We start from the raw sequence: 24,760 nt of genomic DNA, 5'->3' as shown, positions 1-24,760 counted from the left end.
TGCGGGTGACAATATGACTCTTTCTGTTCAGACGCTGGCGGCACTGGCTGTTGATATTCAAAATGGAGTGCATGGCCGCGACCGGTTTATGCGGATGATTAACAGCATCCACGGCGCGTTAAACTGTGACGCCACCGCGCTATTACGTTATGAGAATCAGCAGTTTCGTCCGCTGGCCACCGCGGGTCTGGCACCGGATGTGATGGGGCGGCGATTCAATCTTGATGCTCATCCACGACTTGAGGCCATCGCGCGGGCTGGCGATGTGGTGCGCTTTCCCGCCGACAGTGATTTACCCGATCCCTATGATGGATTGATTCCCGACCAAGGCGATTTACACGTCCACGCCTGCGTCGGCATGCCACTTTTTGTTGGGCAAACGCTGATCGGCGCCCTGACGCTGGATGGCATTAACGCTACTCAATTTGATAATTACAGCGATGAAGAGTTACGAGTGCTGGCGAGCCTGACGGCGGGTGCACTGAATAATGCCTTGCTGATGGAGCGTTTAGAAAAACCCGCCTCATCCTTTGCACCGCCACCACACCGGCCCGAAGAGAGTGAGGAGGTGGAGATCATCGGTGATTCGACGGCGTTAGCGCATCTCAAACAACAGATTGGTGTGGTTGCTCCTTCCGATCTCAGCGTGTTGATCATGGGCGAAACCGGCACCGGTAAAGAGTTGGTTGCTCAGGCCCTTCACCAACATTCTCATCGCGCAGCGCGGCCGCTGGTTTATCTCAACTGTGCAGCCCTGCCGGAAAGCGTGGCGGAGAGCGAGCTGTTTGGCCACGTCAAAGGGGCGTTCACCGGCGCCATTCACGATCGGCCGGGCAAATTCGAATTGGCGGATAAAGGGACGCTGTTTCTTGATGAGATTGGAGAGTTGCCGCTTTCGCTGCAGGCCAAGCTGCTACGCGTGCTGCAGTATGGCGATCTGCAGCGAGTGGGCGAAGATAAGCCGCTTACCGTGGATGTGCGCATTATCGCCGCAACCAACCTTGATATGCGCAAGGCGGTGACCGATGGCAAATTCAGGGCTGATCTTTATCATCGCCTTAGCGTCTTCCCGCTGTTCGTCCCGTCGCTGAATGAACGTCGTGACGATATCGTACTGCTAGCGGGCTATTTCTGTGAAAAGTGTCGGGTAAAATTTGGCCTGTTGAGCGTTGCGTTAAGTGCTGGCTGCCGCGCTATGCTGCAAGCCGCAAGCTGGCCGGGAAATGTGCGCGAGCTGGAACATGCTATATATCGTGCCGTGATCATCGCGCAGGCCGAATCACGCAACGGCGAAGTCATTCTGCTTCCACAACATTTTCAACTACAGGATGGCGGAACCGTTCATGCAGAGCCGATCAAAACGTTGCTAACCACGCCAGTGGTGAACCTCAGCGAGGCGACGCGTAAATTTCAGTACGACTACATTAAACAGGTTTATGAAAGCTGCGATCGGGTGTGGGCTAAGGCGGCTAGAAAGCTGGAATTGGATCCCGGGAATCTTCATCGGCTGGCAGTCAAATTGGGACTGAAATAAAGGGTGATGTTAATCGCAAAGATAAAATAGGTCACCTGCCGTTTAGCCAGGAAGACGCGCAACTGTTCTTCCGATGGAATGAGATGCATAGGTAAATACTCATGGCTAATAACTTACCCGCATTGTAGTGCGGGTAAGCACGATCACTGAATCAGTTGAATACCATACCGCCGTCGATTAATAGCGATTGCCCGGTCATGTAATCGGAGTCGGGTCCCGCCAGAAAGGCAACGCAGGCAGCTACATCTTCCGGCTCAGATAGGCGGCCCAGAGTAATGCGTTTGGCAAATTCCTCAGTGCCATACCCGGCCGGTTTACCTGCCGCTTCTGAGATTTGTTTGTCGATGGATTGCCACATGGGAGTGTTAACAATCCCGGGACAGAAGGCATTAACCGTGATGCCTTTAGGCGCAAGATCCTTGGCCGCTGTCTGCGTAAGCCCGCGAACGGCAAACTTGCTGGAACTGTATACGGCAAGTTCCGGATTGCCTACATGTCCAGCCTGAGAGCAGGCATTAATGATTTTGCCGCCGTGATTCTCCGCGGCGAAAGCGTTGATCGCCGCCTGCATTCCCCAAATCACCCCCTTGACGTTGACGTTATAGACCTTATCCACAATCTCTTCGGTGATATCGCTGATGGGTGTTGATGGCGCAATACCGGCATTGTTTACAATCACATGGAAATCGCCCAGCGCATGGCGTGCCTCTTCAACAGCGTGAAATACCTTGTCGCGTTGGCTGACATCAACCTGCAGCGCCAAAGCCTTTCCCCCCGAGCGGATAATCTCATCAGCGACATGCTGCGCTGTTTCAAGATTGAAATCCGCGATGGCAACGGCAAAGCCGTCTTTTGCCAGGCGTAAGGCGATGGCAGCGCCAATGCCTTGGCCGGCACCGGTCACAAATGCGACTCTGTTTTTCATAATGGCATCCTTGATATTTATTTAGAGAAGTTGACTGAGGTGTAACTGACTCATCAGCAATGGGTTATCGCTGTAGTCGACCGGAATAGCGACCACTGCCGGGCCATTGACATTCATGGCTCTGCGCAACGTTGGTTCCAGTTCAGCAGCACTGTTTACTGAGAAGCCGGCAGCGCCGAACGCTTCGGCATAGGCTTTAAAATCAACCGGGCCAAAATTGACACCTGAAATGCGCTGATACTTTTTCTCTTCCTGCATGGCAACCATGTTGTAGGCGTTATCGACCCAGATGATGTGCAGAATATTGGCCTTGAGCCTGACGGCAGTTTCCAGCTCCATGCTTGATTGTAAAAATCCGCCATCACCGGAGACCGATACAATTTTGCGTGAGGGATCAACCAGCCATGCACCGATAGCCCAGGGCAGGGCGACGCCCATGGTCTGCTGACCATTGGAGATCATGATTTGGCGCGCGCGGAAGCTATACAGATATCGCGCAATCCAGATGTGAAAGCTTCCCATGTCAACGGTAAGGCTGATGTCAGCGTTAATGATGTCCTGCATCGCGCGCACGATGCGCAGTGGATGCAGCGCAAACTGATTTAAGCTGGCGCCTTGCAGTGCCAGTAATTGCCGTTGCTGCTGCCGATCTTCCAGCACAGAAGCTGCGATGGTACTGAGCTGAAGCGGCGCGGTGATGCGGGTGGCAATCTTGCTTACGGTCTGGGCAATGTCGCCGACCAGTTCTGCGTCAGGCAGGTAAAGGTTATCCGTATCAGCAGGCAGCACATCAATATGGACCAGCAAAGCTTTGCCGCTGTTCCACATTGCCGGCTCATACTCAACCGGGCTGTACCCGATAGTGATGATCAGGTCTGCCTGCTGTAATAGACGGTCTCCGGCCTGGTTGTTAAATAGTCCAACACGTCCGGCAAACCGTGAGAAGTTCTCCTGTCTGACGGCACCTGCGGCCTGGTAAGTACTGGTTACCGGGATCTGGCTTTTCGACAGTAATTCATGAATCGCAGCGCTGTTTTCTGGCTGACTGGCCATCAGGCCCAGCAGAATGACCGGATTTTTTGCCCGAGTGATCTCCTGGCTGACCGCCTCAATCAGGGCATCGGGTGCGGCGCCCAGCTTGATGTGTCCATTGCTGTGCAAAGGGCTGCCGGACACAGGCTGGTCGACAATATCCTGTGGCAGGCTGATAAATGTGCCGCCGCCGCGTCCGTTTTCAGCATGACGAAATGCATTGGAGACACATTCAGTTAGCGCGGAGGGAGAGGTGACCTCAACAGCATATTTTGTGACCGGGCGAAACATCGAAACGGTATCCAGGCTTTGGTGAACCTGTTTGGCGCTATCCGATCGTTTTACCGCTCCGCCAATGGCCACCACCGGATCGCCTTCGCTGGTGGCGGTTGCCATGCCGGTAACCAGGTTGGAACAGCCGGGTCCGGAGGTCACGAGTGCAACACCTGCATGCCCTGTGAGTCGGCCTACTGCTGCGGCCATAAAAGCAGCATTAGCTTCATGTCTGACAGGGACCAGTTGAATGGGTGAATCCACCAGCGAATCAAACACTTTATCGATCTTGGCTCCGGGGATGCCAAACACGTGATTAACCCCCTGCGCTTCAAGTTGTGCGACAACTAAATCGGCGCCGCTGTTCCAAATAGTGTTGGTTTTTAACGTTTTCATAGTCACCTCTACGGTTAGCTTTCAACGGCTCGAATGGCTTCATCAAGATTGTGAGGATTGAGCTCTGCCTGGAGGAATTCGGTATCCCGGGGGAGATCAATCACCAGCTTGCTAATCGCGCCAAAGGTCAGCGTTCCCTCCTCGAGCACATAGTCGAGGATGTGTCCGCCGCCTTGCCGGTCATCCGTAATAAAGTGCTCGTGATAACCGGCCACGTTGATCCCCTGCATGTACTGCGGCGTCCGGAAGCCAATCAGTTCACCCGGGGTCTGTTTGAACGCGAAGGTTGGCTGATCGCCCAGCACCTCAGGCATCGAGCGATAAGGGCGGCACTGACAGGGAACAGTACGAGTCTGAACCGCCTGGAAGTGGCCACTGATGCGCATGGCGCAGAACTGATTGTCTGAAGTGATTTTACTGTCGATAACCCGGTGAACCTCTTCTCGCGTCGCGGTTCCGCTAAAGCGGTGATGATGTTCCGGTTTGAAAAAGGTCATTACTGCAAACGGCGTTTGTTGCTCGGGTTTGGCAGGATTGGCGCTGCCATCGGAGCGTAACTGATAGACTTTGCTGTCGAAGGCGATAAGTTCGCCATCAAGCTGGTTGAACGTACCCAGACCAAAATCGCCTTTGTTTAATAAGTCCGACACCGTGGTGGATCCGTCATAAACACCACTCAGCAGCGCGCTCATCAGGGAGGTCTGATAGATAACCTTTTCTGGTGAATCATCATGGAGTTTTAAGACGGTCTCTTTCAGCTGTTCCTCGCATGAACAGTCAGATACAAAATTACACATTTGCCACCTCGCAAACCAATAGTTAAGCCGTGTTAATATCATGGTGGGCTTTTTAGCTTACGGAATCCAATAGCGAAACCTGTTAACTTTGAGACGTATTTGATATGGAACTTCGCCATCTGCGTTATTTTGTAGCCGTTGCAGAGACGCTACATTTCACTCGTGCCGCAGAGATGTTGGGCATTTCTCAGCCGCCGCTGAGCCAGCAAATCCAGCGGCTGGAACACGAGATTGGGACACCGTTACTGAAACGTTTGACGCGCGGTGTTGAGCTTACCGACGCGGGCAGGGCATTCCTGAATGATGCCGCAGAGATTGTGCAGCTGGCTGACCATGCGCTCGAGAAAGCTCGAGGCATGGCGCGGGGCATAAGCGGGCAGATGTCGCTGGGGTTCGCCAGTTCAGTCGCCTTCGGTGCACCGGTGTTTGATCTTATTCAACGTTTTAAAATACGTTATCCGGCGATGGAGCTCATCACGCGTGAAGAGAACATGGCTTTACTGATGCAGGATTTGCGGGATGGATTGCTCGATGCGGCGTTTATTCGCCTGCCGTGTGAAAGCAGCAAAGCGTTCAACCTGAAGGTTATCGCTACTGAGAGAATGATGGTTGCGTTACCTGTGGGTCATGCATGTAGCCATCTGCACACCATTGCGCTATCACAGCTGGTGGATGAAACATTGATTATGTTTCCGCGTGAAGTCGCTCCCAGTCTCTATGAGCTGATCGTCAGCACGTGTCTGCGTGCGGGGTTCATAACGACACGATTTATTCAGGCGCCACAGATTACGTCGTCTCTCGGCATGGTTGGCGCAGGTTGCGGAATCGCGCTGGTGCCAGAGTCAATGTGCTGCGTGAACAACCCACACATCACGTTTTGTGAAATAGAGAATAACACTCTGTTCACCGATATCGCTTTTGCCTGGCGACGCAATAATCCCTCCAGGACAGTGATGCATTTGCTCAATTTAATTAATGCGTGAAATCAGGCATTTTATTCAGGTCATAATGATGCCCAATATTAAATATCACTATAAGCGCTGAATAAAAATCCGACCTGAAATGCCTCAGCTCGGAATACGCAGTGTTCCGGGAGACTTGCCTGTCACGCGTTTAAATGCCCGACTGAAAGCGGCTTGCGAGGAGTAACCTAAGCGTTGTGATGCAGCGTCGATGGTGATTTTTTCTGACGACAACCAGCGGATAGCCAGTTGCATGCGCACTTCCGTTGCATATCGTAGGGGAGGTATACCGATTGTTGCCTGAAACCTCTCCGCGAATGCGGATCGGGAGATATGTGATTCAGCGGCGAGCTGTGCCACACTCCAATCCCGAGCCGGTTCGCGATGAATGGCCAGAATGGCGCGGGCCAAACGCGGATCACGCAGGGCCGCTGCCAGTCCTGAGCTGTTATCACAACCGTTTTCCACCCAACCCCTGATAAACATTGCGGCAACGACATCGGCCAACCTGGCAAGGATGCCGGCATAGCCCACGCGTCCGGAGCATATCTCGCGTTTCATCGCATCAAGTATATGCATGAGTCCAGGCCAGTGAGTGCCCTGTGCATCGGCAAGCATAATTTCGGGCATCGCCCCTGCTAGCCGCTGCATGCTGCCTAAGTTGATCTCCATGCAACCAAAAAACATCACCGCACTGGGCGTCTCTTGGGTGCTGGGACAGCTATCCAGTCCACTCACGTTGTCATCCAGTGGTGCTGTCTCTAAATCATCGATATTCATCACCTCAACGGTGGTTGCCGACAACAGCTGATGCTCTATGCCGTGGGGAATAAAGACCGCTTCACCCGCTGAAAGCGTAAGACAATGGCCTCCTGAGGTTCTAAGCAGCACATCTCCCACGGCAACATAGTGCAAATAAGCGTGACCAGGCCGACTGAGAAAGTTCAAACCAAAGGTATTGCCAGTCTGTATACGCCGATACTGCACGCCATAAAGCCGCAGACCTGCAAGCAGTTCACTGATGAGTTCAGACGAGAGGGCAAAGGGATGAGTTGCGTTCATATTCGGGTTTTGGGTTAAAAACTGAGGGTTTTAGAGCATAGATCATCCACGCCCGCCTGCATAGACTTCGGCCTTTAAACTATTTAGAAGGAAAAACGGGAATGACAAACGAAGTCTGTGTGAATGCGCACGAGGAAGTCTTAGACCGTGATGAGCAAATTCGGCCTGCCTGGCGGGCGGTGTTTTCGTTAACCATGGGCGTATTTGGCTTGCTAACCGCAGAATACTTGCCGGCGAGTTTATTAACGCCCATGGCGCAGGATTTTCAGGTGTCAGAATCACTTACAGGCCAGGCCGTCACGATTACGGCGTTAATTGCGTTATTTGCCGGGTTAATGGTCCCGCGCCTGACGCGTGCGATGAATCGGCGCACCATATTGTTGAGTTTTACGGTGTTGATGATCGTTTCAAATGTGCTGGTGGCGCTATCTACAAGCATCGTTATGTTGCTGGCGATGCGCGTCTTGCTGGGGATCGCTCTCGGTGGATTCTGGAGCATGGCGGCGGCGGTGGCAATGCGACTGGTGCCTGAGAGGTTAGTACCGCGCGCACTGTCGATTATTTTTAGTGGTATCGCGTTAGGCACCGTTGTGGCTGTCCCTCTGGGAAGCTACATTGGCGGCCTTTTTGGCTGGCGTAGCGCCTTTTTTGTCGCCGCTGCAGTGGGGGCAATCACCTTAATTTTTCAGTGGTTCACGCTTCCCGGTATGGCGCCGGTTGTTCGGGGTAAAACAGCATCGGTTTATTCTCTTCTGCAGCGGCCTGGCGTTAGCGTGGGGATGCTGGGCTGCGTGCTGGCACACACCGGGCAGTATGCGCTTTTTACTTACATACGTCCGGCACTTGAAACGCTCGCGCATGTTGGAAGTGAAACACTTGCGCTAATTTTGCTGGGATTTGGACTGGCTAATTTTGTTGGGACGCTAGCGGCAGGATGGTTGATGGAACGAAGCTTACGCCTGACGCTGATCGTGATGCCCACGTTAGTAGGGGCGGCTGCACTCGCTATGTTAACCCTGCCGGTATCACTGACAGGACTTACTCTGCTGGTTATGTTGTGGGGCTTTGCATTTGGCGGCGTGCCGGTAGCCTGGTCCAGCTGGGTAGCGCGTGCTTTACCCGATGAGGCTGAGAGTGCAGGAGGAATGGTGGTAGCCGCCGTTCAATCCTCAATTGCCATCGGTGCCGCTATTGGGGGACTGGTTTATGGCATAAGCGGCATCACCGGAGTATTCCTCACCGCGGGATGCATAATGCTGGTTGCGGCAATGGTTATTGCCTATCGGGTTAGGGTATCGCCAGTCGTGACCGGTACCGGAAGCCGGTCATTTCACTAAAACCAACGGCAGGTTTACAGGTAAATGCCTGACCTGCCAATTATCTCACCGTTCATTGCTCTCACTCACGGCAGCATGAAGGGTGATGAGTGGATAACCCGATGATTCTGTTAGCAGAAAGAATCCTAAAGAGTGAGTTGAATAAACGCTTGTATATCTTCGACAGCTTCGCGGTGCTTTGCCGGGCTATGGTTTATTGTGAGGCTATCGGCATATCCGTTAAGCAAAGCGCCAAGTTGCCGGGTAAAACGCGCGGTTTCAACAGGTCGGTAAATGCCAGCGGCGATACCTTGCTCAACGATCTCGGTGATGAAAATCGTCCACTTTTGAAGTAACAGTTCTGCCAGTTCAGCAAATGCGCTATCGCGTCCCGCCATTTGCCACAGAGAACCGTAAAGCTGCCAGGCGGCGTCAGGGGCATCCGGTAGATAATTTTCAATAACCGTAATCAGTTTTTCGGTGGGTGATATGGATTCTATGGATCGTGAAAAAGTATCCAGCTCATTCTGCATATATCTTGTCAGAGCTTCTATACATAGCGTCTGCCAGTCGCTGAAATAATAATAGATATGGCTGCGGGAGATTGAGAGCCGCTCGGTCAGTTCGCGCGTTGAGACATTCTCAATACCTTTCTCTGCGAATAGCAAAGCAGCGCCGTCCAATATACGTGCTTTAAGCGCTTCCTTTATTTCTTTCATGGCATGGCTCCGTTGACTTTGAGCAGTTGCTCAAATAGACTGCGATTCTAAATTTGAGCACATGCTCAAATTAATATTAACAGAAAATGGACCTATGCAAACGCATGATATTACTGATCCGGTCAAGGTAACCGGCAGCGCGGTACAAACGCTTAAACGACTTGGACGCCGTCATAGCAAAAAGCTTTTCTTTACCCTCATGCTCGTTATCGCCGAAAACCTGACCTATCTGCTCTATCCACTGCTGGCCGGCTTTGCCATAAATGCAATCGTCGCCGGTAAGGCATGGCATGCAGTATTTTATGCGCTAATGGTTTTTACCATGTGGGTGATTGGTGCCGCCCGGCGCAGCCTGGATACGCGCACATTCGCAAGGATATACGCCGAACTGGCAGTGCCGGTTATTCTTGCCCAGCGTCGGGAAAATCATAGCCACTCCACGATCGCCGCCCGCGTTGCGCTTTCAAGAGAATTCGTCGACTTCTTTGAAAAACATCTGCCGGTATTGATTACCTCCCTGGCTTCAATTACCGGGGCGGCATTCATGCTGCTCGCGATTGAATTTTGGTCCGGGATCGCCTGTTTGGCCGTATTGCTATTCTTTTCGTTTTTCCTGCCCGGATATACGCGTAAAAATGAGGCGCTTTTTTACCGGCTTAATGACCGACTGGAAAAAGAAGTGGGCTTTGTCAGCAGTGCCCCGGTTGCCTCTTTGAGCAGGCATTATCGGGTAATTGCGGGGCTGCGTATCCGCCTGTCAGATCGTGAAGCGATGGGATATCTTTCTATCGGGGCGGTCACCGCGTTGTTATTTGCTATGACTATTTTCACTATGGCACTCCGAGGCGGGACCGACGCTGGTCACATTTACTCCGTCATGACCTATCTCTGGATGTTCGCGATGAGCCTTGACGATGCGCCACAGTTGCTTGAAAAATATTCGCAGCTTAAAGATATAGGTAAACGAGTGAATACCGATCTTATCTGAAGCGCGGACTATTAACGCAATATTCAATTAGCACGTTATGCGCGTAAAGAAGGTGAAAGGAATTTGAGCCTTGAATACTGGAGAGCAGAGCATAAAGCTTTTTACCAGAGCAGGTTTTTACTCTGAAGATATGGAGCTAGTTGCAGAAGAATATGAGGTTATTGAAGCGCTATAATTCAACTAATTGATAAATAAAATCCTGGCAGTGTTGCTACAGCCATTTTTTAATAATTACCATCCTGTATGGTGTCACCCATTTTAAACAGCATGGCAGTCAGTTAATTCTCTCAGCAGAGCGAGTCTCTCTGCTGAGTTGAAAATTTAAGGAAAACCTTTTTTTCTGTTAACTGCTGATATAAAAATAGCTGTCGAAACATTCTTATTCAGGGGCTTAGCATCATGGTCAAAAAGACCACTCAGGAGCAGCGTCGCGAGCTGGGTGCATTTCTTCTCAGTCGCCGGGCGAGATTGGACCCAGAAGAGTTCGGCATGCCAAAGGGCACCCGCCGCACGCCGGGATTACGCCGTGAAGAAGTAGCCATGCTGGCTGGTGTGAGCGTCAGCTGGTACACCTGGCTGGAACAGGGCCGTGAAATCAAGCCTTCCTCTGAAGCGCTGCAGCGTATTGCAAAGGTGCTCAGACTTAACCGCGTAGAGTCATCGCATCTTTTTGCCCTTTCACCGCGTGAGGAGCCGGAACCGCGTCAGGTGGATATGGGTGTCAGCGATGGGCTCGACATGCTGGTTCGCGCCATCAATCCAATCCCTGCATACGTGCGCAATGCGCGTCTGGATATTCTGGCGTGGAATGACGCCATCGCCGACCTTTTCATTGATTACAGTTCATTGCAGCCGCACGAACGAAATACACTGCGCCTGCTGTTTCTCTACCAGCCTTATCGGACGCTGATTCTGGACTGGGAGCAGATGGCGCGCGGAATGATTTCCGTATTCCGGGCATCGCGGGCGCGGGCGCAGAATAAAGCGCATTTCGACGCCCTGATCGATGAACTGAGCGAGCAGTCACCTGAATTTCGGGAGTGGTGGCAGGATACCGACGTACAGGGCATGAGTGAGGGGAGTAAAAGGCTGGCACATCCCACCTCAGGACACATTGAATTCACCTATGTCGCTCTGACGCCAGAGGGCAGACCCGATCTTTCACTGGTAACCTACATTCCCAGACATGTTGCCAGTGACCATCAGTAATAGGATAACAACACGCCTTCCTGAGATTTTTGGGCGCACTTAAGATGGATTTCAGGCAGCACAATCATGCTGCACCCATCACTCAGGAGGCTTCAAAATGACATCTCAATCTGCTAATCCAGTTTCATCTGACATCACCTTTGCGGTATCACGCAATCCGGCGACCGATGAATTCATTGCTAATTATGCCTACCAGACCACTGAAGAAGTGGAAGCGCTGCTGGAACAGAATGCGGCCGCGTTTCGCCTGTGGCGCGCCACCCCTTTACGCGAACGTGTTACGGCTTACCGCCGTCTGTCGCAGATTCTGCGCGAACGCACTGATTTACTGGCCGGGTTGATCACTGCTGAGATGGGCAAAACCTTCTCAGCAGCCCGCGCGGAAGTCGAGAAATGCGCGGCCACTTTAGACTGGATTGCAGACAACGGCCCATCAGTGCTGGCTGACGAACCGGTGTCCGTCGATAACGGCGACCAGGTGTATGTCTCCTATTTACCGGTGGGATCAATCCTGGCGGTGATGCCGTGGAACTTCCCGCTGTGGCAGGTTATCCGCGCATCCGGCCCCATCATGCTCTCGGGCAACGGCTTTATTCTCAAGCATGCTCCTAACGTCATGGGATCGGCCTATGCCCTGCAGGATGCTTATGAAAGCGCAGGTTTTCCTGCTGGCCTGTTTGCCAACCTGGTGACGGACAATGATACGGTGGCGCGCGTCATTGAAGATGACCGTGTCGCCGCAGTAACCCTGACGGGAAGCATGCGAGCAGGATCTGCCGTAGCGGCTATTGCGGGCAGAGCGCTGAAAAAGAGTCTGCTTGAGCTGGGCGGTTCAGATGCTTTTATTGTTCTTGCTGATGCGGATATCGATCAGGCAGTGCGTGCCGCCGTTGAAGCCCGCTTCCAGAACGCAGGTCAGGTCTGCCTGGCGGCAAAACGGTTTATCCTGGAAGCGCCCATTGCGGAGGCGTTTACGCAAAAATTTATCGCTGCGGTTAGCCAGCTGAAAGTGGGTGATCCGATGGATCCTCAGACCCGCGTTGGCCCAATGGCCAGAAAGGATCTGCGCGATGAGCTTCATCATCAGGTTGAGCGTACGCTGGAAGACGGGGCAACGCTCCTGCTGGGCGGACACAAACTGGAAGGAAGCGGTAATTTCTACGCGCCTACGGTGCTGGGTAACGTGGTACCGGGTATGGCCGCTTTTGACGAGGAAACCTTTGGTCCCGTTGCGGCTATCACGGTTGCGGATAATGCTGAGCACGCCATTGAACTGGCAAACACCAGCGACTACGGTCTGGGTGGTAACCTCTGGACGGCGGATATTCAGCGTGGACAGCGGATGGCCCGGCGTCTGGAAACGGGCGGCGTGTTCATTAACGGTTTTTCTGCCACTAACGCCCGCATTCCTGTCGGTGGCGTGAAAAAAAGTGGTTACGGCCGTGAGCTGTCCCACTTCGGGTTGCGCGAATTCACGAATGCGCAGGCTGTCTGGGCAAAAGAGCTGGACTGAGTCTGCAACAATGACGTTTCTTCTGTAGAACCGGCTTGCGCAATGGTTTGATGTGACTGTGAAAATACCGAAGCCGTTCTGCGTCCTAGTTGTTTTAAAAATAATTCTGAACATGACATACAATCTTTGTAGACGACCGGTCTAATTGATGTTAGTTTGGTTTCACGGCAACTGTCAGGGCAAACGAGGTTGCTTAAAATCGGGGCAATTGCATAGCCATCAGGTTTAAGCAAAGCAACCGTCAGCACCAGGACAGGAAATGCAGCAAGTTAATAGACGACTGGTCTAATTTAATATCACTAATCGACATACTGGAGAATGACAATGAAAGTTTTAATGGTACTGACCTCACACGACACGCTGGGCAACACCGGCCGTAAAACCGGCTTCTGGCTCGAAGAGCTGGCCGCTCCTTACTACGCCTTTAAGGACGCCGGTGCGGAAATCGTGCTGGCCTCACCGAAGGGGGGTAACCCACCGCTGGATCCAAAAAGCAATGAGCCGGACTTCCAGACCGAGCTTACGCACCGCTTTGAAGCTGATACTGACGCCATGGCGCAGCTGGCGACCACCGTCCGCCTCGACAGTGTCTCTCAGGCCGATTTCGACACCGTGTTTTATCCGGGTGGCCACGGTCCGCTGTGGGACCTGGCGGAAGATAAGGACTCCATCGCGCTGATTGAATCTTTCTTTGCCGCTTCAAAAAACGTGGCGTTCGTCTGCCATGCACCTGGCGTACTGCGTCACGTGAAAACGCCGGAAGGCAGACCGCTGGTCGAAGGACGCAAGGTCACTGGCTTCACTAACACGGAAGAAGAGGCGGTAGGCCTGACCCACGTGGTGCCATTCCTGGTCGAAGATGAGCTGATTGCGAAGGGCGGTATTTATTCCAAAGGCGCGGACTGGAGCTCATATGTGGTTACTGATGGTCTTTTGATCACCGGTCAGAACCCGACCTCATCAGCAGCAACCGCAGCGCAGCTGATCAAACAGCTGGCACAGTGATATGACTCCGGCCGGCTGCGGGGGATTGCCCAGCAACTCTCTCAGCACCCGGTACAGCAAACTCAACCTGTTTATGAAAGAGAGATAAAAAATGTTCAAAAAAACTGTCGCTTCAGCCGCTTTAAGCCTGGTTCTGTCTGTCTATGCTCAGTCATCGCTGGCCGAGCCGGTTAAAAATATCGTTCTGGTCCACGGGGCTTTCGTTGATGGCTCCGGCTGGAACCCGATCGCCCGCATTCTGCATAAAGAGGGCTACAAGGTGTCGATTGTTCAGGAGCCGCAAACCTCCCTGGCAGACGACGTGGCCGCAACAAAACGCGTACTGAAAATGCAGAGCGGCAAAACGCTGCTGGTCGGACACAGCTACGGCGGCATGATTATCAGCGATGCGGGTAATGACCCGTCGGTGGCAGGGCTGGTCTACATCGCAGCGATGCAGCCGGAAAAAGGGGACTCGCTGCTGAGCCTGGCAAAAAAATACCCGCCCGCCGCGCATTCGATTGCTGAAACGGACGATCATTTCCTCTATCTGAAACCTGAGTCGTTCCACGCGGACTTTGCCGCCGATCTGCCGGAAAAAGAGACCGCGCTGCTGGCACAGTCTCAGGTCATGCCCGCGGTGGCGGCCTTCAGTGCGACAGCTGGCGAACCGGCGTGGAAGCATAAGCCGAGCTGGGCTGTGGTAGCGACGGAAGACCGCGCCATCAACCCGCAGCTGGAACGTTTTATGGCCGAGCGTGCCGGCAGCAAGGTGACCGAACTGAAAGGTAACCACGCAATTTATGCCTCACAGCCCGGTAAGATTGCGGCCGTGATTGAAAAGGCAGCACAGAGTTTGTCGCACTAAATGTTCGTAACTTAACGCCGGAGCCACTAAGCGGTCCCGGCCAAAAATTCTCTCTACTACTCAAATCACTTTACTGACTGAAAGGAAAATATCATGAAAATCATGACTAAAGCTGTTGCACTGTTCGCCATCTCTACCGCTTCATTACCTGCATTTGCCGCTAATCAGGTTCAGGATCAACCTGCTGGCGAGCAACGTATCGGCGTTATCTCAGCCTCGGCTGCCGGAAGCAATCTGAGTGAACTGATAAACCGACTCGATGCGAAAGCGACAGCCGAAGGTGCCGGATCCTATCGCGTGGTTTCTGCCGGCGGTCGCAATTATCTTTACGGCACGGCGGAAATTTACAAGTAAGCATGAGGTATCAGTGTTGGAATCTAGCGGGTGGGCTATATCACCTGAGCTGAAAATCTTCATCACGGGGAAATTTCCGGATGTATTTACTAGTCGACTGATCTCATTGTTGGTTGATTGAAGAGATGAATATAGCCGATCGGCCTAGGGTTACGTTAATACTAGTCGACCGGTCTAATGTGATTTTTTGCAGAGATACTGGAGAATAGAAATGCAACATGAAGCGCTGTTTCATCCGATAAACCTCGGGCCCTATACCCTGAAAAACCGGATTGTATTCCCTCCACTGACGCGCCAGCGCAGCGGCCAGCCTGGCGATCTGCCAACCGGCCTGATGGCAGAATATTATCAGCAACGTGCCAGCGCGGGCTTTATGGTCAGCGAAGGAACTCAGATTGAACCGCGCGGTCAGGGTTATGCCTGGACACCGGGCATTTACAGCGAAGCGCAGATTGAGGGATGGCAAAAAGTCACGGATGCCGTGCACGCCAGCGGAGGTGTGATATTCGCCCAGCTCTGGCACGTTGGCCGCGTTTCCCATACGTCACTGCAGCCTGAAAATGGCGCACCGCTGGCACCGTCGGCCATTCAGGCTGAAAAAGTTAAGGCATTTATTGAAACTGGGCCAGGGACCGGAACTCTCGTTTCACCCTCCGCGCCGCGTGAACTGGGAATCGCGGACATTCAGGAACTGGTGGAGCTTTACGTTCAGGCTGCCAGAAACGCGATTCGTGCCGGCTTTGATGGCGTGGAAATCCATGCGGCCAACGGCTACCTGGTGAACCAGTTTATTTCTGAACATGCCAATCATCGTCAGGATGCTTACGGCGGCTCACTCGAAAACCGTCTGCGGTTCCTGCGTGAAATTGTGCAAGCTGTCAGCGCGGCTGTCGGTGCCAATCGCCTCGGTGTGCGATTCACCCCGTTATTTACCAGTACCGACGAAGATCGCGTTTATATCGGTCTGGTGGAGAGCGATCCGCATACGACCTACGTGGAAGCGGTGAAAGTCCTCGAAAGCGCAGGTGTTGCCTACGTTTCAATTGCTGAAGCGGACTGGGACAACGCACCGGATATGCCAGAGGCCTTCCGACGTGAGATACGCCGTGTGTTCAGTGGCCGCATCATTTATGCCGGACGTTACACGGCAGAGCGTGCAGAAAAAATGATCCGCAGCAATTATGCCGATCTGATTGCGTTTGGCAGACCCTTTGTGGCGAACCCTGACTTACCGGCACGGATTGCCAACGGCTGGCCGCTTAACGCGCTAAATGCCGCCCGTCTCTACGGTGGTTCTGAGGAAGGTTTTACTGATTATCCAGTTTACCCACCCGCAACGTCAGCAATGAAGGAGAATACCCATGAATAACGGTATCGAAGGCAAAGTCATTCTTATCACCGGTGGTAATTCGGGAATTGGTGCTGAAGTTGCTCGACTGCTGGCGATGCGGGGCGCAAAAATCGCCGTTGCGGCACGCAGACAGTCAAAAACGGATCAGGTTGTACAGGAGATTACCGACGGCGGTCATGTCGCCCGCGGTTATCAGCTGGATGTTACCGATAAGCACCAGTTTGAAGCCGTCGTCGCAGAGGTGGTCAGCGATTTTGGCCAGCTGGACGTGCTGATTAATAACGCGGGTCTGATGCCGATCCGCCCTATGTCTGAAGTGAATACTGACGAATGGGATGCCATGATCGACGTCAACCTGAAAGGGACACTTTATGGTATCGCCGCTGCGCTGCCGCGCTTTCAGGCTCAGGAGAGTGGACATATCATTAACCTGAGTTCAGTGGCGGGCATCAAAGTCTTTGCGCCTGGAGGCACGGTGTACTCCGGAACGAAATTTGCGGTCAGAGCCATATCGGATGGTCTGCGTCAGGAGATAGGCGGCAACATCCGCGTCACCTGTATTGAACCCGGTGCGGTGGAGAGTGATTTAAAATACTCCACGACCGGCACGGCCGCCGAAAATGTTCTGGCGTTCTACAAACAGGCTATCCCTGCCTCGTCGGTAGCGCGGGCCATTGCGTTTGCGATTGAACAGCCTGCGGATGTAGACATTAATGAAATCGTGCTTCGCCCGACTCGTCAGGAGTTCTGACCGCTTCACGATGGCTGCGCTGCAGCTAATTGTTCAGCCGGCCCAGCATCTGGGCCGCAGCGTCAGGAGATAAGCTGTCAGGATACCTGACAGAGTATTTTTGCCATCAGGTACAGAAACATTGGCATATCCCTGCTGAAGGAGAAATCGGGGTTTATCGCCTTGCGGGCAATCAGTCCGTCAATACCCTTCCTGGTCCAATCATTACCACATGCCTGGCCTTCCAGCCCGTAGCACCGAGGGCACTCGTAATCTAAATAGCAGCATTGGATTTGGGTGCTCCGGCCGATCCGGGTTTTCAGGCATTAATGGCAGTCGATATAGCCACCTGAATTTTAAATTTTCGGTGGTACTTTCTCTCCCGAAGTTTTCCGGAATGTCAGTAAATGCCTGCAGTTACACGCCTTTCTCTGGTGGGCCCGCGCATAATTAAGCATATCGGTATGTCAGCCAGCGCCATTTATGTGCAGCCCTGCACCTGACTCCGCGCACCTTCTCGAAACAGCGTGGAGGGGCCTTGGACGTCTTGTTCATTACTCAACGCCACGTCCGCTTTTAAAACGCGCAAGCACTTGCACGTCCTTACAAACTCAATGGTTGTTGATTAATTCTGAAACTGATTTTTTTCACACTCGCCAGCAGGGGGAAGGATGAAGATTATCGTGGGGGGGAAGGGCTACCCGGAAAAGAGAAACATCATCACAGTCCCTTCACATCGCTATCTGGATTACCGGTCCAGAAACATATGGACCTGGATCAACGTCATAAGGCAGCGCTTGCTGCACCAAAATAAACTCTTTATTTTCCGCCCGCTGCCCCTGATGTCTTCAGTTGATGCGGACATTATCCACCTTTTCAACGAAGTCTCTTCGGGCCCTGGCGACTGGGTAGCGACCTTTGAAACCGAACTGCCTCGTGTTCTGCCCGTCGGCGGAATACTGAAATTTGACAACCCCGAGCTGGCGCGCGAACTCCGGTATGTTTGCTCTTCGCGCTGCAAAGGCATCATCGCTATCTCAGAAGCCACACGGCAAATCCAGCTGCGGCTGCTGGAGCATTTCCCCAGAGAGCAGGCCATCATCGGGCCTAAACTGCACGTACTGCACCCCCCGCAGCCGGTGATACAGGAAAAAAACGCTACGGTTCAGGAAGGTCCGCTGACTTTTATCTTCGTGGGTAAGGAGTTCTATCGCAAGGGAGGGGCAGAAGTTGTTCTGGCCGTCAGCCAGCTGTTAAGGGAAAACATGATAAGCATGAACGACGTGCGCGTAAATATGGTGGGGGATCCTGGCAGGACGCATAACGTGGCCCACCAGCAATTCCAGGACGATGCCGCTTTTCGGGCAAGTATAGAGAACACGCTACGTGAATGCCCGATATTCCGGCACCATACATCGCTCAGCAACGACGCGGTGCTGGAGCTGATTAAGACCTCTGACGTTGGGCTACTTCCCACCTGGCAGGAGACCTACGGTTTTTCCGTTCTGGAAATGCAGGCCTGCGGCTGCCCGGTGATTACAACTAACGTCAGAGCCCTGCCGGAAATCAATCCGGAAAATGCCGGCTGGCTTATCCGCTGCCCCCTGAACAGTATGTCGGAGCTGACGGTAGGAGCGCTCAGCGACAAAACGGTACTGAGAAGCGCCATCGTTAGTCAGCTGAAAGCCCACATTTTGCAGATCATCAGCGACAGAAAAGCCGTCAAAGATCGTTCTAAAGAGTCTGTCGCGCGCATCCGTCGGGAGCACGACCCGGTGGTGTTCAGAGAGCGGCTCAGTGCGATATATAGGGATTTTGACCCAGAAAAAAAGAAGTAAAACGTCACTCTTCATTGCGCGCACGCGCAACTCTGGTTGCCATGAAAACAGGCAATACACTGCGCTGCCTGAACCAGGCCGCAAAGAAACCTGTCACCAGCAAGAGTTCAGCCAGATCACCGCCGTAGTACATCCATTGTGCCGCAGACTGCGCCTCATCGAGGCTGCCAGACATCCCCTGTGGATATCCGTATCCGTACATCAATTTGCCAAGAACAGCATGCGCCGCTGTTGCCAGAAAAACGACCACCAGTCGCAAACTTCTTGAGGGACGATGAGGTGCCGGATCGGGCCCGGCAATGGACCAGGTAAACAAATAGCCAGACAGAACAAAATGCAGATGCATTAGTACAAATAAAACCGGATGGGACATGCTCAGACCAAATAAAGGCGTGAGGTAAAGCAGATACATTCCGCCGATATCCAGAATGGCTGCGGTGACGGGATGAATAAGCAGTCTGATCGGTGGCAACCGCATAATATTCATGAACCGGTGTGCACCCGATTTCGTCAGACTTAGGATTAGCAGCGTGCCGGGTGCACCGAACACTAATCCGAGTGGACCAAACATCCCCAGCAACAGGTGCTGAAACATATGACCGCGCAGATCATGATGTGCCCAGGGCGCGATTGGCGGCAACACGGCTATCACAATTAGCATGATACCCGCAGTGAAACTCGCCATGCGCCATCCGCTCCATCCTGATGCCTCACGCCTGCGAAAGGCGGCTATGGCATAGAGGCATAGCAGACACAGTAGGAAGAGGGTAAGCAACAAGACCAGCACAGAGGAACCCGGGGGTGGGCCATGATGGATCATCTCCTCCAAGGGGCACCCTCCGTTCTTCGTGCACGTCGGTACAGAAGCCAGCCAACTAACAGCATCAGCAGTCCCGCGCCATTCCACACCAAATCGTAGGTCAACAAATCATCCACATACCGTATCTGATGAAGTCTGAGTAGCTTGTGGTCGACAATGCCGTCGAAAATCTGAAAACCTCCCAGACCCGTAAAGAAACCGGACCATGCAGACAGTCTGCACAGGCTCTGGTGACGGATAAGGTTAAGCATCATGAAGGCGCCCGCTACAAAGGCGATGAGTTCGGCAGAATGTAGTAACCCATCGGAAAATAGACCATAAGCGGGAGTGCCCCAGTCAAAGAAGTGATGCCAGGCCAGCAGCTGATGAAATATGATCTCATCCACTGATGCCATCACACCAATACCCAGCGGAACGGCAGAGAGGAAAGAACGTTTAAGGTCGCGATATTGAGTCCGGTTGGTTAATGACAAATCAGTCTCCATGAAGGGGGGCTTTACAGGTGAACTCAGACTGGGTTGTACCAGCCGGGCATGGAACCGAGGGCCTGCTCAGGATTTCTTTTTATGCCATTTATCGTCGTTGCCTTTTTCGTACGTATGCTTGACCGCAGCCCAGGCCACTTTATGTGACACTTCTTCCCGCGAGCTGTCATCCTTACGGTCTTTTTTATCTTTATACTCATCCCACGCGCTGTTAAAAGCCGCAAGGTAAATATCCTGCGCATGTGCAGGAAGAACATGTCTGACGCTATCTGGCAGGGAGTTTCGGGATTTATAGGGCATCTATGGCTTCCTCTGATTAGAGACTTAAGCCTGGTTCACTTGTGAAAATTTTCAAAGTCCATGTATGCGATTGAGGTCAATGTTGTGGGGCCTGGTTTCCAGAGCTGAGGGAGTTTGATCATCCGGCACGTAACAATCATAGCTGTTCAAAGAGTAATGCTGATGATGTACCGATATGAGCAATAACTAAAAATTCACTGCGTTTTAGTCTGCTGACCCTATGGTTTGCTTCCAGTCAATAATGAGCGACATGTGCATATAATTAGTTCTGCTCATTCTTATTAATAAATATCTGCAGATTGAAAAAATCTGCCATTATCGGGCTCAACGTCCGCTGTGAACGAGAAGCGGACGTTGGCTATTATTCATTTTCACAGACACAGAAAAATGGCGACCTTAGCGATTGTAATATATTCAGATTATTTCATTTACATATAAATGAATTCGTATTTAACGATGTAGGTTCCAATTTTATTAACACGAGCTGATACCCATACTCCTGTCATTCCTTGCTTACGGTGGCTGCGTAGAAATTCTTTATTTGTACAAAGCTGTATCCATCTGGCGGTGTTCTGATCTTTTAACCAGATCCCTGCTTCACAATGCCCATGCTTGCCCCTCGATGGTCCTGGGAAGACAACCTCATATTCAGATTTATAGCCAATTATTTTGTCTGGGAAGAGATAAACATAGACATCGTAACAGTTTAAGCTCAATACAAATCCCAGGCAAAAACCGCCAAAGAATGCATTGCAAAGATACTTTATTGTTTTGTTAAAAGTGCGAAGATAAAAAGCGTGAATAAAAGAGAAGCTTCCAATCAATACACCAAAAGAAATATACGTTGTCCATTCAGGCACCGATTTTATTAAAATGGTATTATGGGAGATGCTTGATGCCCACAACATATACCAGAACCATCCACCCATAATGATGCATACCACGGCTGTAATGGACCATTTTTTATATTTACTTTCGAAATAATAACTTTTATTCATGATTATATTTTTGTATCTACCAAAAGATGATAACAGCATTACCGTGCACGGCTATTTTAACTTGTAAATTAACTGTATCTACATAATTTTTAACGTCCGCTTTTGGCAAAGAACAGTCGAGTCAGTTGGCTGGAAAGTCTGCTTTGTGCGGAATGCCGAAGCTCATCACACCTTAAAGACTCTGCAGTAGCCGGAAATATGAACTAGCTCGTCTGGAATCGGGTTGGTTCATCTAATTTATATAAAAGTAAGTAATTCTTTTATTCATCATGATGGCTGGCAATCCCGCCATAAAATAAGGTCCTCTGCGGACACCTTTCTTTCATTAGAAGGTTCCCGTTTGGACGCTACAGAGACGTTCCATGCATAGCTTTGGGACGGGTTGTATTTGAAATTGCCGCTCGTCACATTATTGACGAGAGCACGCTCCGCTAAATAAATCATTGAAAATGATAGAATAAAAACCCTAGGTAAGCTGTTCGCTGCCTGATTCCATTCACAGAAATTAAAGGGATATGGCAGGCACAAAGCGTTAATCAGCTTGCCTGCCTGCTAATTAACGGATCACACTGACATTTTCCAGTTTCACCGGGGTTTCAGGCTTATCACCGACCTGCATAGCGATTGGAACGAAGATATTAAGCTCCTGGATCCAGGCGAGTTTGTCACTGCTGGACACTTGTCCCTCATTGGTTGCACTGCACTCAACTAACAGATATTTCCCGCCGAACACTGGCGAAAGGGTATTTGCATCGCCCTCGTTTGTCACTTCACATCGTAATGTGGAAGCCGTGACTTTCTTATCGGCGTCAATACTTTCCCACTGCGCCTGATAACGTTGCCCTGTGACTAGCGGGAAGCGCAGATCCGTCTGTAATTTATTGAGCAACGATGCCCCAGAGCTAATGGACATGGTGTATTTAAGTTGTAGCAGATTGGCCAGCGTTACCCGTTGCACCGTCCAGATACCGTAATCTTCCAGCTTGCGTACGTAACCATCGGGTTGCGCATCCAACTGCACGGCGACCTTAGCGAGCGCGCTGACTTCGGTATAACCAACCTGTTTGAAGCGTGGAAGCGCCCAGGGTTTAATCAATGACTGAGCCTGATGCTCAATGGCAGCAGTAAGAGGATATTTTTTCAGCCACTGCGGATTATTATTGCTCAGGTCGGGCATTGATGGCCCCATCACCGTTGACGCCCGCTTATTCGCGGCAGGCACAAAATGCCCTTCGGCAGTAAATTGTTTCCCGGAGGGTAAATCGCAGAACTCCCCGAAGCGCTGCGTCATCTGAGAGGTGATTTCAAAGCTACTTTGGCGGCGAACAATGTCAGCTGTTATGAGTGAGTCCGTCACGCGCCCCTCGCTGTCAAAGTTCATCGCTGTAACAGCCTTACCCTGATGGGTCTTGCAGTTGTATATGTAGTGTTCAATCTTTAATACCAGCGGCGCGTCGTAAGGCGGCTCCCAGACGATATCTGCCATGTCATACCCCATGCGCACGGATAAGTTGTCCCCATTGCGCTGAATGCTATTCACATCGACCAGATTGGTGATGCCAAACTCTGACGTGGCGGATAACTTCTCCCACCTGACCTCTTTTATGGGGAGCTGACAAACCGTACGGATATCCTCCGGTGTCATTTGCTTATCATCCTGTGCCGGTGCATATCGCAGATAGCTGTTGCCGTATGAGCGCGTGGAGGTATAGCCCTGGTCATTCAATAAATCCATGTACAGAAGCTGTGCCTTCCCCTGTTTACAGTCAACAGAACGCCATTGCTGAGCTGTCTTTCCGTTGCTGAAGTTCAGAGACACCATATAATTCACACGATCGTGAATTCTGACTATGGATAAGGGATTCGTACCGCCGCCTGTCAATGTGGGCTTTTCAGCAGCCTGAGAGAAAGCAAGAGGGAAGAGCGACAGAAAAATAAGCGGGCGAACTGCAGGTCGAACGAAGTACATACATGTTCCTTCATATATTGACTGAGGACTAATGGTATCGGCAACAGGGGGGAAATTATTAGTCTGACTTGATATGACTAAAAATATCATTGGTATGAGAGGTTACTTTCAGCCGATTTAGGCGGATGGCTGCCAATAAGCAGTAGAGCGACTCCCAGCCCATTAAATCTCATATCCACATCTACCGTGGAGTTCATGACTTGGTTGAACTAACCATCTGACTATTTATATGGATGTAAAATACTTAATATGTGTGGGCGTTGCTTGACCTGCTCCCCGATGATTGACACCGACTGTTGTAAGCTACTTGCGCTTTTGGCACGAAGCGGACATGTCAGCCTAAGGTCCGCTATGAGCGAGGAACGGACATTAGAGAAGAAGAGAATGGGAAAATGGTATCACTCAGCAGTCTCGTTTAAGACTTCATAGAAAAGCCACTTACGTGGCTGGACGATACTGAACTCCTGTCCTGCTTCCATCAGCGCCTTGTAAACCTGTTCAGCATCTTCTGCACGACCATGAACCTCATAAGCAAGCGTGCCGGCCACACCTAGGCGAAAAATCCTCACTTCGGTGCCCTCGACGGGAAGATCACTACCGAAGATGCGGGCAGTGCGATGCCAGATGAACCGGATATCTCTTAATGATTCACTGGTAGCTTTCTCAAGGACGCTTAGCGAAAGAGGACCACCGAGTTGAAACAGAAAAACCTTTCCCGTCAGGTCTTCTGTCCGGACGTCGTATATTCCATTGCCTGCCAGGTACTCCAGATATGGAGAGAGAAAATAGGAAACAAATTCGTCATTATCATTATGCTCGCCGAGCAGGAGTTGTTCCAACATCATGAGATTGCCTGGTTGGAAACCGATAAGAATAGTCGCGCGGCGAAATTTTATATGCAGCTTGGTTGGGTTAATGAAACAGATCTCAATGGCACTGACATCAAATTAGAAAAATCTCGTGGCGCTTAATTAACAGCAATTCCCATCGATGTCCGCTTCTGCCACACAACTGTCATTCCTTCTAAAACTGTTTCCCTCTCATGCTCTTCGGCAAGCTTCGCCGCACAGCATAAGTATGCGTTTCGGGAAAATTGGCGTAGGTCCGATGGCAATAGAAAAGGTCAGGCAGTGAGCGGTGCTAAATTTAGGTATCTGCTGAACTCCGTATTTTCACCATTACTTCTTTGTTTTGATTATGTGAACTTCCTACCTTGCTGTTCGTCGGGGGGCAATTTGAATCGCAATCAGGTAAATCGCCCACATATTAGCTTCCATCTCGTCTTCAAAGATTGCGGCTGTGGGTGATGGAATTAAGGGGCAAGAATGGGGAAGGGG

The 24,760-nt window shown here is 51.5% G+C and carries 23 protein-coding genes and 2 pseudogenes; 14 read left to right on the top strand and 11 right to left on the bottom strand.

Features of this window, described 5'->3' with window-relative positions:
• Positions 1 to 13 precede the first annotated feature (13 nt).
• Positions 14 to 1,534 carry a nitric oxide reductase transcriptional regulator NorR gene (norR, locus tag WFL93_RS07695; RefSeq protein WP_336777745.1) on the top strand — a complete coding sequence of 507 codons (1,521 nt, stop codon included), beginning with the start codon at positions 14 to 16 and terminating at the stop codon, positions 1,532 to 1,534.
• Positions 1,535 to 1,685: 151 nt separating this feature from the next.
• Here the strand turns inward: norR and WFL93_RS07690 are convergent, their stop codons facing one another.
• The 3 genes from WFL93_RS07690 to budA are packed head-to-tail and all read right to left on the bottom strand — an operon-like array spanning position 1,686 to position 4,957.
• The gene (locus tag WFL93_RS07690; RefSeq protein ID WP_336777744.1) at positions 1,686 to 2,459 is read right to left on the bottom strand and encodes a (S)-acetoin forming diacetyl reductase; all 774 of its coding nucleotides are present in this window, start codon (positions 2,457 to 2,459) and stop codon (positions 1,686 to 1,688) included.
• A 21-nt stretch (positions 2,460 to 2,480) separates the two neighbouring features.
• Complete coding sequence (gene alsS / locus WFL93_RS07685; RefSeq protein ID WP_336777743.1) at positions 2,481 to 4,160, bottom strand: acetolactate synthase AlsS; 1,680 nt, start codon at positions 4,158 to 4,160, stop codon at positions 2,481 to 2,483.
• 14 nt (positions 4,161 to 4,174) lie between these two features.
• Complete coding sequence (gene budA, locus WFL93_RS07680; protein ID WP_336777742.1) at positions 4,175 to 4,957, bottom strand: acetolactate decarboxylase; 783 nt, start codon at positions 4,955 to 4,957, stop codon at positions 4,175 to 4,177.
• Between the two features lie 104 nt (positions 4,958 to 5,061).
• Between budA and WFL93_RS07675 the strand changes: the two genes are divergently transcribed.
• Entirely contained in the window at positions 5,062 to 5,940 is an 879-nt protein-coding gene (locus tag WFL93_RS07675; RefSeq protein ID WP_336777741.1) for a LysR family transcriptional regulator, read from the top strand.
• An 84-nt stretch (positions 5,941 to 6,024) separates the two neighbouring features.
• Here WFL93_RS07675 and WFL93_RS07670 read toward each other — a convergent pair whose 3' ends face one another.
• Positions 6,025 to 6,981 carry an AraC family transcriptional regulator gene (locus WFL93_RS07670; protein ID WP_336777740.1) on the bottom strand — a complete coding sequence of 319 codons (957 nt, stop codon included), beginning with the start codon at positions 6,979 to 6,981 and terminating at the stop codon, positions 6,025 to 6,027.
• A 101-nt stretch (positions 6,982 to 7,082) separates the two neighbouring features.
• Here WFL93_RS07670 and WFL93_RS07665 point away from each other — a divergent pair, with 101 nt between their 5' ends.
• Entirely contained in the window at positions 7,083 to 8,318 is a 1,236-nt protein-coding gene (locus tag WFL93_RS07665) for an MFS transporter (RefSeq protein ID WP_336777739.1), read from the top strand.
• A gap of 125 nt (positions 8,319 to 8,443) precedes the next feature.
• Here WFL93_RS07665 and WFL93_RS07660 read toward each other — a convergent pair whose 3' ends face one another.
• Positions 8,444 to 9,016: a TetR/AcrR family transcriptional regulator gene (locus WFL93_RS07660; RefSeq protein WP_336777738.1), complete on the bottom strand. Its 573-nt coding sequence runs from the start codon at positions 9,014 to 9,016 to the stop codon at positions 8,444 to 8,446.
• Positions 9,017 to 9,110: 94 nt separating this feature from the next.
• Here WFL93_RS07660 and WFL93_RS07655 point away from each other — a divergent pair, with 94 nt between their 5' ends.
• The 10 genes and pseudogenes from WFL93_RS07655 (at position 9,111) to WFL93_RS07610 (ending at position 18,851) form a co-directional block, all read left to right on the top strand.
• Entirely contained in the window at positions 9,111 to 10,004 is an 894-nt protein-coding gene (locus WFL93_RS07655) for an ABC transporter six-transmembrane domain-containing protein (protein ID WP_007885072.1), read from the top strand.
• Between the two features lie 36 nt (positions 10,005 to 10,040).
• A pseudogene (locus WFL93_RS07650) lies at positions 10,041 to 10,179 on the top strand (ASCH domain-containing protein); the annotation flags it as partial.
• A 224-nt stretch (positions 10,180 to 10,403) separates the two neighbouring features.
• Entirely contained in the window at positions 10,404 to 11,213 is an 810-nt protein-coding gene (locus WFL93_RS07645) for a helix-turn-helix transcriptional regulator (protein ID WP_336777737.1), read from the top strand.
• A 97-nt stretch (positions 11,214 to 11,310) separates the two neighbouring features.
• Positions 11,311 to 12,726, top strand: coding sequence for an NAD-dependent succinate-semialdehyde dehydrogenase (locus tag WFL93_RS07640; protein ID WP_336777736.1), 1,416 nt, complete (start codon positions 11,311 to 11,313; stop codon positions 12,724 to 12,726).
• Between the two features lie 324 nt (positions 12,727 to 13,050).
• Positions 13,051 to 13,731, top strand: coding sequence for a type 1 glutamine amidotransferase domain-containing protein (locus WFL93_RS07635; protein ID WP_176971830.1), 681 nt, complete (start codon positions 13,051 to 13,053; stop codon positions 13,729 to 13,731).
• 91 nt (positions 13,732 to 13,822) lie between these two features.
• Positions 13,823 to 14,578, top strand: coding sequence for an alpha/beta hydrolase (locus tag WFL93_RS07630; protein WP_007885067.1), 756 nt, complete (start codon positions 13,823 to 13,825; stop codon positions 14,576 to 14,578).
• Between the two features lie 93 nt (positions 14,579 to 14,671).
• Positions 14,672 to 14,932, top strand: coding sequence for a multiple stress resistance protein BhsA (bhsA, locus tag WFL93_RS07625; protein ID WP_007885066.1), 261 nt, complete (start codon positions 14,672 to 14,674; stop codon positions 14,930 to 14,932).
• 211 nt (positions 14,933 to 15,143) lie between these two features.
• Positions 15,144 to 16,301, top strand: coding sequence for an alkene reductase (locus tag WFL93_RS07620; RefSeq protein WP_336777735.1), 1,158 nt, complete (start codon positions 15,144 to 15,146; stop codon positions 16,299 to 16,301).
• Positions 16,294 to 17,034, top strand: a complete 741-nt coding sequence (locus tag WFL93_RS07615; protein WP_007885064.1) for an SDR family oxidoreductase — start codon at positions 16,294 to 16,296, stop codon at positions 17,032 to 17,034. The genes WFL93_RS07620 and WFL93_RS07615 overlap by 8 nt, the downstream gene beginning before the upstream one ends.
• Before the next feature lie 650 nt (positions 17,035 to 17,684).
• Positions 17,685 to 18,851 (top strand): glycosyltransferase family 4 protein, encoded by a 1,167-nt coding sequence (locus WFL93_RS07610; protein WP_336777734.1) that lies wholly within the window; start codon positions 17,685 to 17,687, stop codon positions 18,849 to 18,851.
• A gap of 4 nt (positions 18,852 to 18,855) precedes the next feature.
• On the opposite strand, the gene WFL93_RS07605 is transcribed toward WFL93_RS07610, so the two are convergent.
• The 6 genes from WFL93_RS07605 to WFL93_RS07580 all read right to left on the bottom strand — a co-directional run bounded on the left by WFL93_RS07605 (position 18,856) and on the right by WFL93_RS07580 (position 24,265).
• Positions 18,856 to 19,671: a cytochrome c oxidase assembly protein gene (locus WFL93_RS07605; protein ID WP_336777968.1), complete on the bottom strand. Its 816-nt coding sequence runs from the start codon at positions 19,669 to 19,671 to the stop codon at positions 18,856 to 18,858.
• Positions 19,668 to 20,144: a DUF2243 domain-containing protein gene (locus tag WFL93_RS07600; protein ID WP_336777733.1), complete on the bottom strand. Its 477-nt coding sequence runs from the start codon at positions 20,142 to 20,144 to the stop codon at positions 19,668 to 19,670. The genes WFL93_RS07605 and WFL93_RS07600 overlap by 4 nt, the downstream gene beginning before the upstream one ends.
• A gap of 78 nt (positions 20,145 to 20,222) precedes the next feature.
• Positions 20,223 to 20,456, bottom strand: coding sequence for a putative cation transport regulator ChaB (gene chaB / locus WFL93_RS07595; RefSeq protein WP_336777732.1), 234 nt, complete (start codon positions 20,454 to 20,456; stop codon positions 20,223 to 20,225).
• A 428-nt stretch (positions 20,457 to 20,884) separates the two neighbouring features.
• Positions 20,885 to 21,454, bottom strand: a complete 570-nt coding sequence (locus WFL93_RS07590) for a hypothetical protein (RefSeq protein WP_336777731.1) — start codon at positions 21,452 to 21,454, stop codon at positions 20,885 to 20,887.
• 556 nt (positions 21,455 to 22,010) lie between these two features.
• Entirely contained in the window at positions 22,011 to 23,423 is a 1,413-nt protein-coding gene (locus WFL93_RS07585; protein WP_336777730.1) for a hypothetical protein, read from the bottom strand.
• 398 nt (positions 23,424 to 23,821) lie between these two features.
• The gene (locus WFL93_RS07580; protein WP_442955886.1) at positions 23,822 to 24,265 is read right to left on the bottom strand and encodes a hypothetical protein; all 444 of its coding nucleotides are present in this window, start codon (positions 24,263 to 24,265) and stop codon (positions 23,822 to 23,824) included.
• Here WFL93_RS07580 and WFL93_RS24270 point away from each other — a divergent pair.
• A pseudogene (locus tag WFL93_RS24270) lies at positions 24,230 to 24,394 on the top strand (GNAT family N-acetyltransferase); the annotation flags it as partial. The gene WFL93_RS07580 and the pseudogene WFL93_RS24270 overlap by 36 nt on opposite strands.
• Positions 24,395 to 24,760: the final 366 nt, after the last annotated feature.

It is taken from the genome of Pantoea sp. USHLN256, from assembly GCF_037149875.1.
GTDB lineage: Bacteria > Pseudomonadota > Gammaproteobacteria > Enterobacterales > Enterobacteriaceae > Pantoea > Pantoea nemavictus.
Note: the sequence above shows the minus strand (reverse complement) of the source record. Positions and strands in the feature narration are given on the sequence as shown.

Bases quoted from the DNA above. Each gene is read 5' to 3' on its own strand.
- WFL93_RS07675 (WP_336777741.1), top strand. From the start codon at position 5,062: ATGGAACTTCGCCATCTGCGTTATTTTGTAGCCGTTGCAGAGACGCTA.
- WFL93_RS07610 (WP_336777734.1), top strand. From the start codon at position 17,685: ATGAAGATTATCGTGGGGGGGAAGGGCTACCCGGAAAAGAGAAACATC.
- WFL93_RS07660 (WP_336777738.1), bottom strand. From the start codon at position 9,016: ATGAAAGAAATAAAGGAAGCGCTTAAAGCACGTATATTGGACGGCGCT.
- WFL93_RS07620 (WP_336777735.1), top strand. From the start codon at position 15,144: ATGCAACATGAAGCGCTGTTTCATCCGATAAACCTCGGGCCCTATACC.
- WFL93_RS07670 (WP_336777740.1), bottom strand. From the start codon at position 6,981: ATGAACGCAACTCATCCCTTTGCCCTCTCGTCTGAACTCATCAGTGAA.
- WFL93_RS07630 (WP_007885067.1), top strand. From the start codon at position 13,823: ATGTTCAAAAAAACTGTCGCTTCAGCCGCTTTAAGCCTGGTTCTGTCT.
- WFL93_RS07580 (WP_442955886.1), bottom strand. From the start codon at position 24,265: ATGTTGGAACAACTCCTGCTCGGCGAGCATAATGATAATGACGAATTT.
- bhsA (WP_007885066.1), top strand. From the start codon at position 14,672: ATGAAAATCATGACTAAAGCTGTTGCACTGTTCGCCATCTCTACCGCT.
- WFL93_RS07690 (WP_336777744.1), bottom strand. From the start codon at position 2,459: ATGAAAAACAGAGTCGCATTTGTGACCGGTGCCGGCCAAGGCATTGGC.
- WFL93_RS07605 (WP_336777968.1), bottom strand. From the start codon at position 19,671: ATGATCCATCATGGCCCACCCCCGGGTTCCTCTGTGCTGGTCTTGTTG.
- alsS (WP_336777743.1), bottom strand. From the start codon at position 4,160: ATGAAAACGTTAAAAACCAACACTATTTGGAACAGCGGCGCCGATTTA.
- WFL93_RS07635 (WP_176971830.1), top strand. From the start codon at position 13,051: ATGAAAGTTTTAATGGTACTGACCTCACACGACACGCTGGGCAACACC.
- WFL93_RS07640 (WP_336777736.1), top strand. From the start codon at position 11,311: ATGACATCTCAATCTGCTAATCCAGTTTCATCTGACATCACCTTTGCG.
- chaB (WP_336777732.1), bottom strand. From the start codon at position 20,456: ATGCCCTATAAATCCCGAAACTCCCTGCCAGATAGCGTCAGACATGTT.
- WFL93_RS07590 (WP_336777731.1), bottom strand. From the start codon at position 21,454: ATGAATAAAAGTTATTATTTCGAAAGTAAATATAAAAAATGGTCCATT.
- WFL93_RS07645 (WP_336777737.1), top strand. From the start codon at position 10,404: ATGGTCAAAAAGACCACTCAGGAGCAGCGTCGCGAGCTGGGTGCATTT.
- budA (WP_336777742.1), bottom strand. From the start codon at position 4,957: ATGTGTAATTTTGTATCTGACTGTTCATGCGAGGAACAGCTGAAAGAG.
- WFL93_RS07585 (WP_336777730.1), bottom strand. From the start codon at position 23,423: ATGTACTTCGTTCGACCTGCAGTTCGCCCGCTTATTTTTCTGTCGCTC.
- norR (WP_336777745.1), top strand. From the start codon at position 14: ATGACTCTTTCTGTTCAGACGCTGGCGGCACTGGCTGTTGATATTCAA.
- WFL93_RS07655 (WP_007885072.1), top strand. From the start codon at position 9,111: ATGCAAACGCATGATATTACTGATCCGGTCAAGGTAACCGGCAGCGCG.
- WFL93_RS07665 (WP_336777739.1), top strand. From the start codon at position 7,083: ATGACAAACGAAGTCTGTGTGAATGCGCACGAGGAAGTCTTAGACCGT.
- WFL93_RS07615 (WP_007885064.1), top strand. From the start codon at position 16,294: ATGAATAACGGTATCGAAGGCAAAGTCATTCTTATCACCGGTGGTAAT.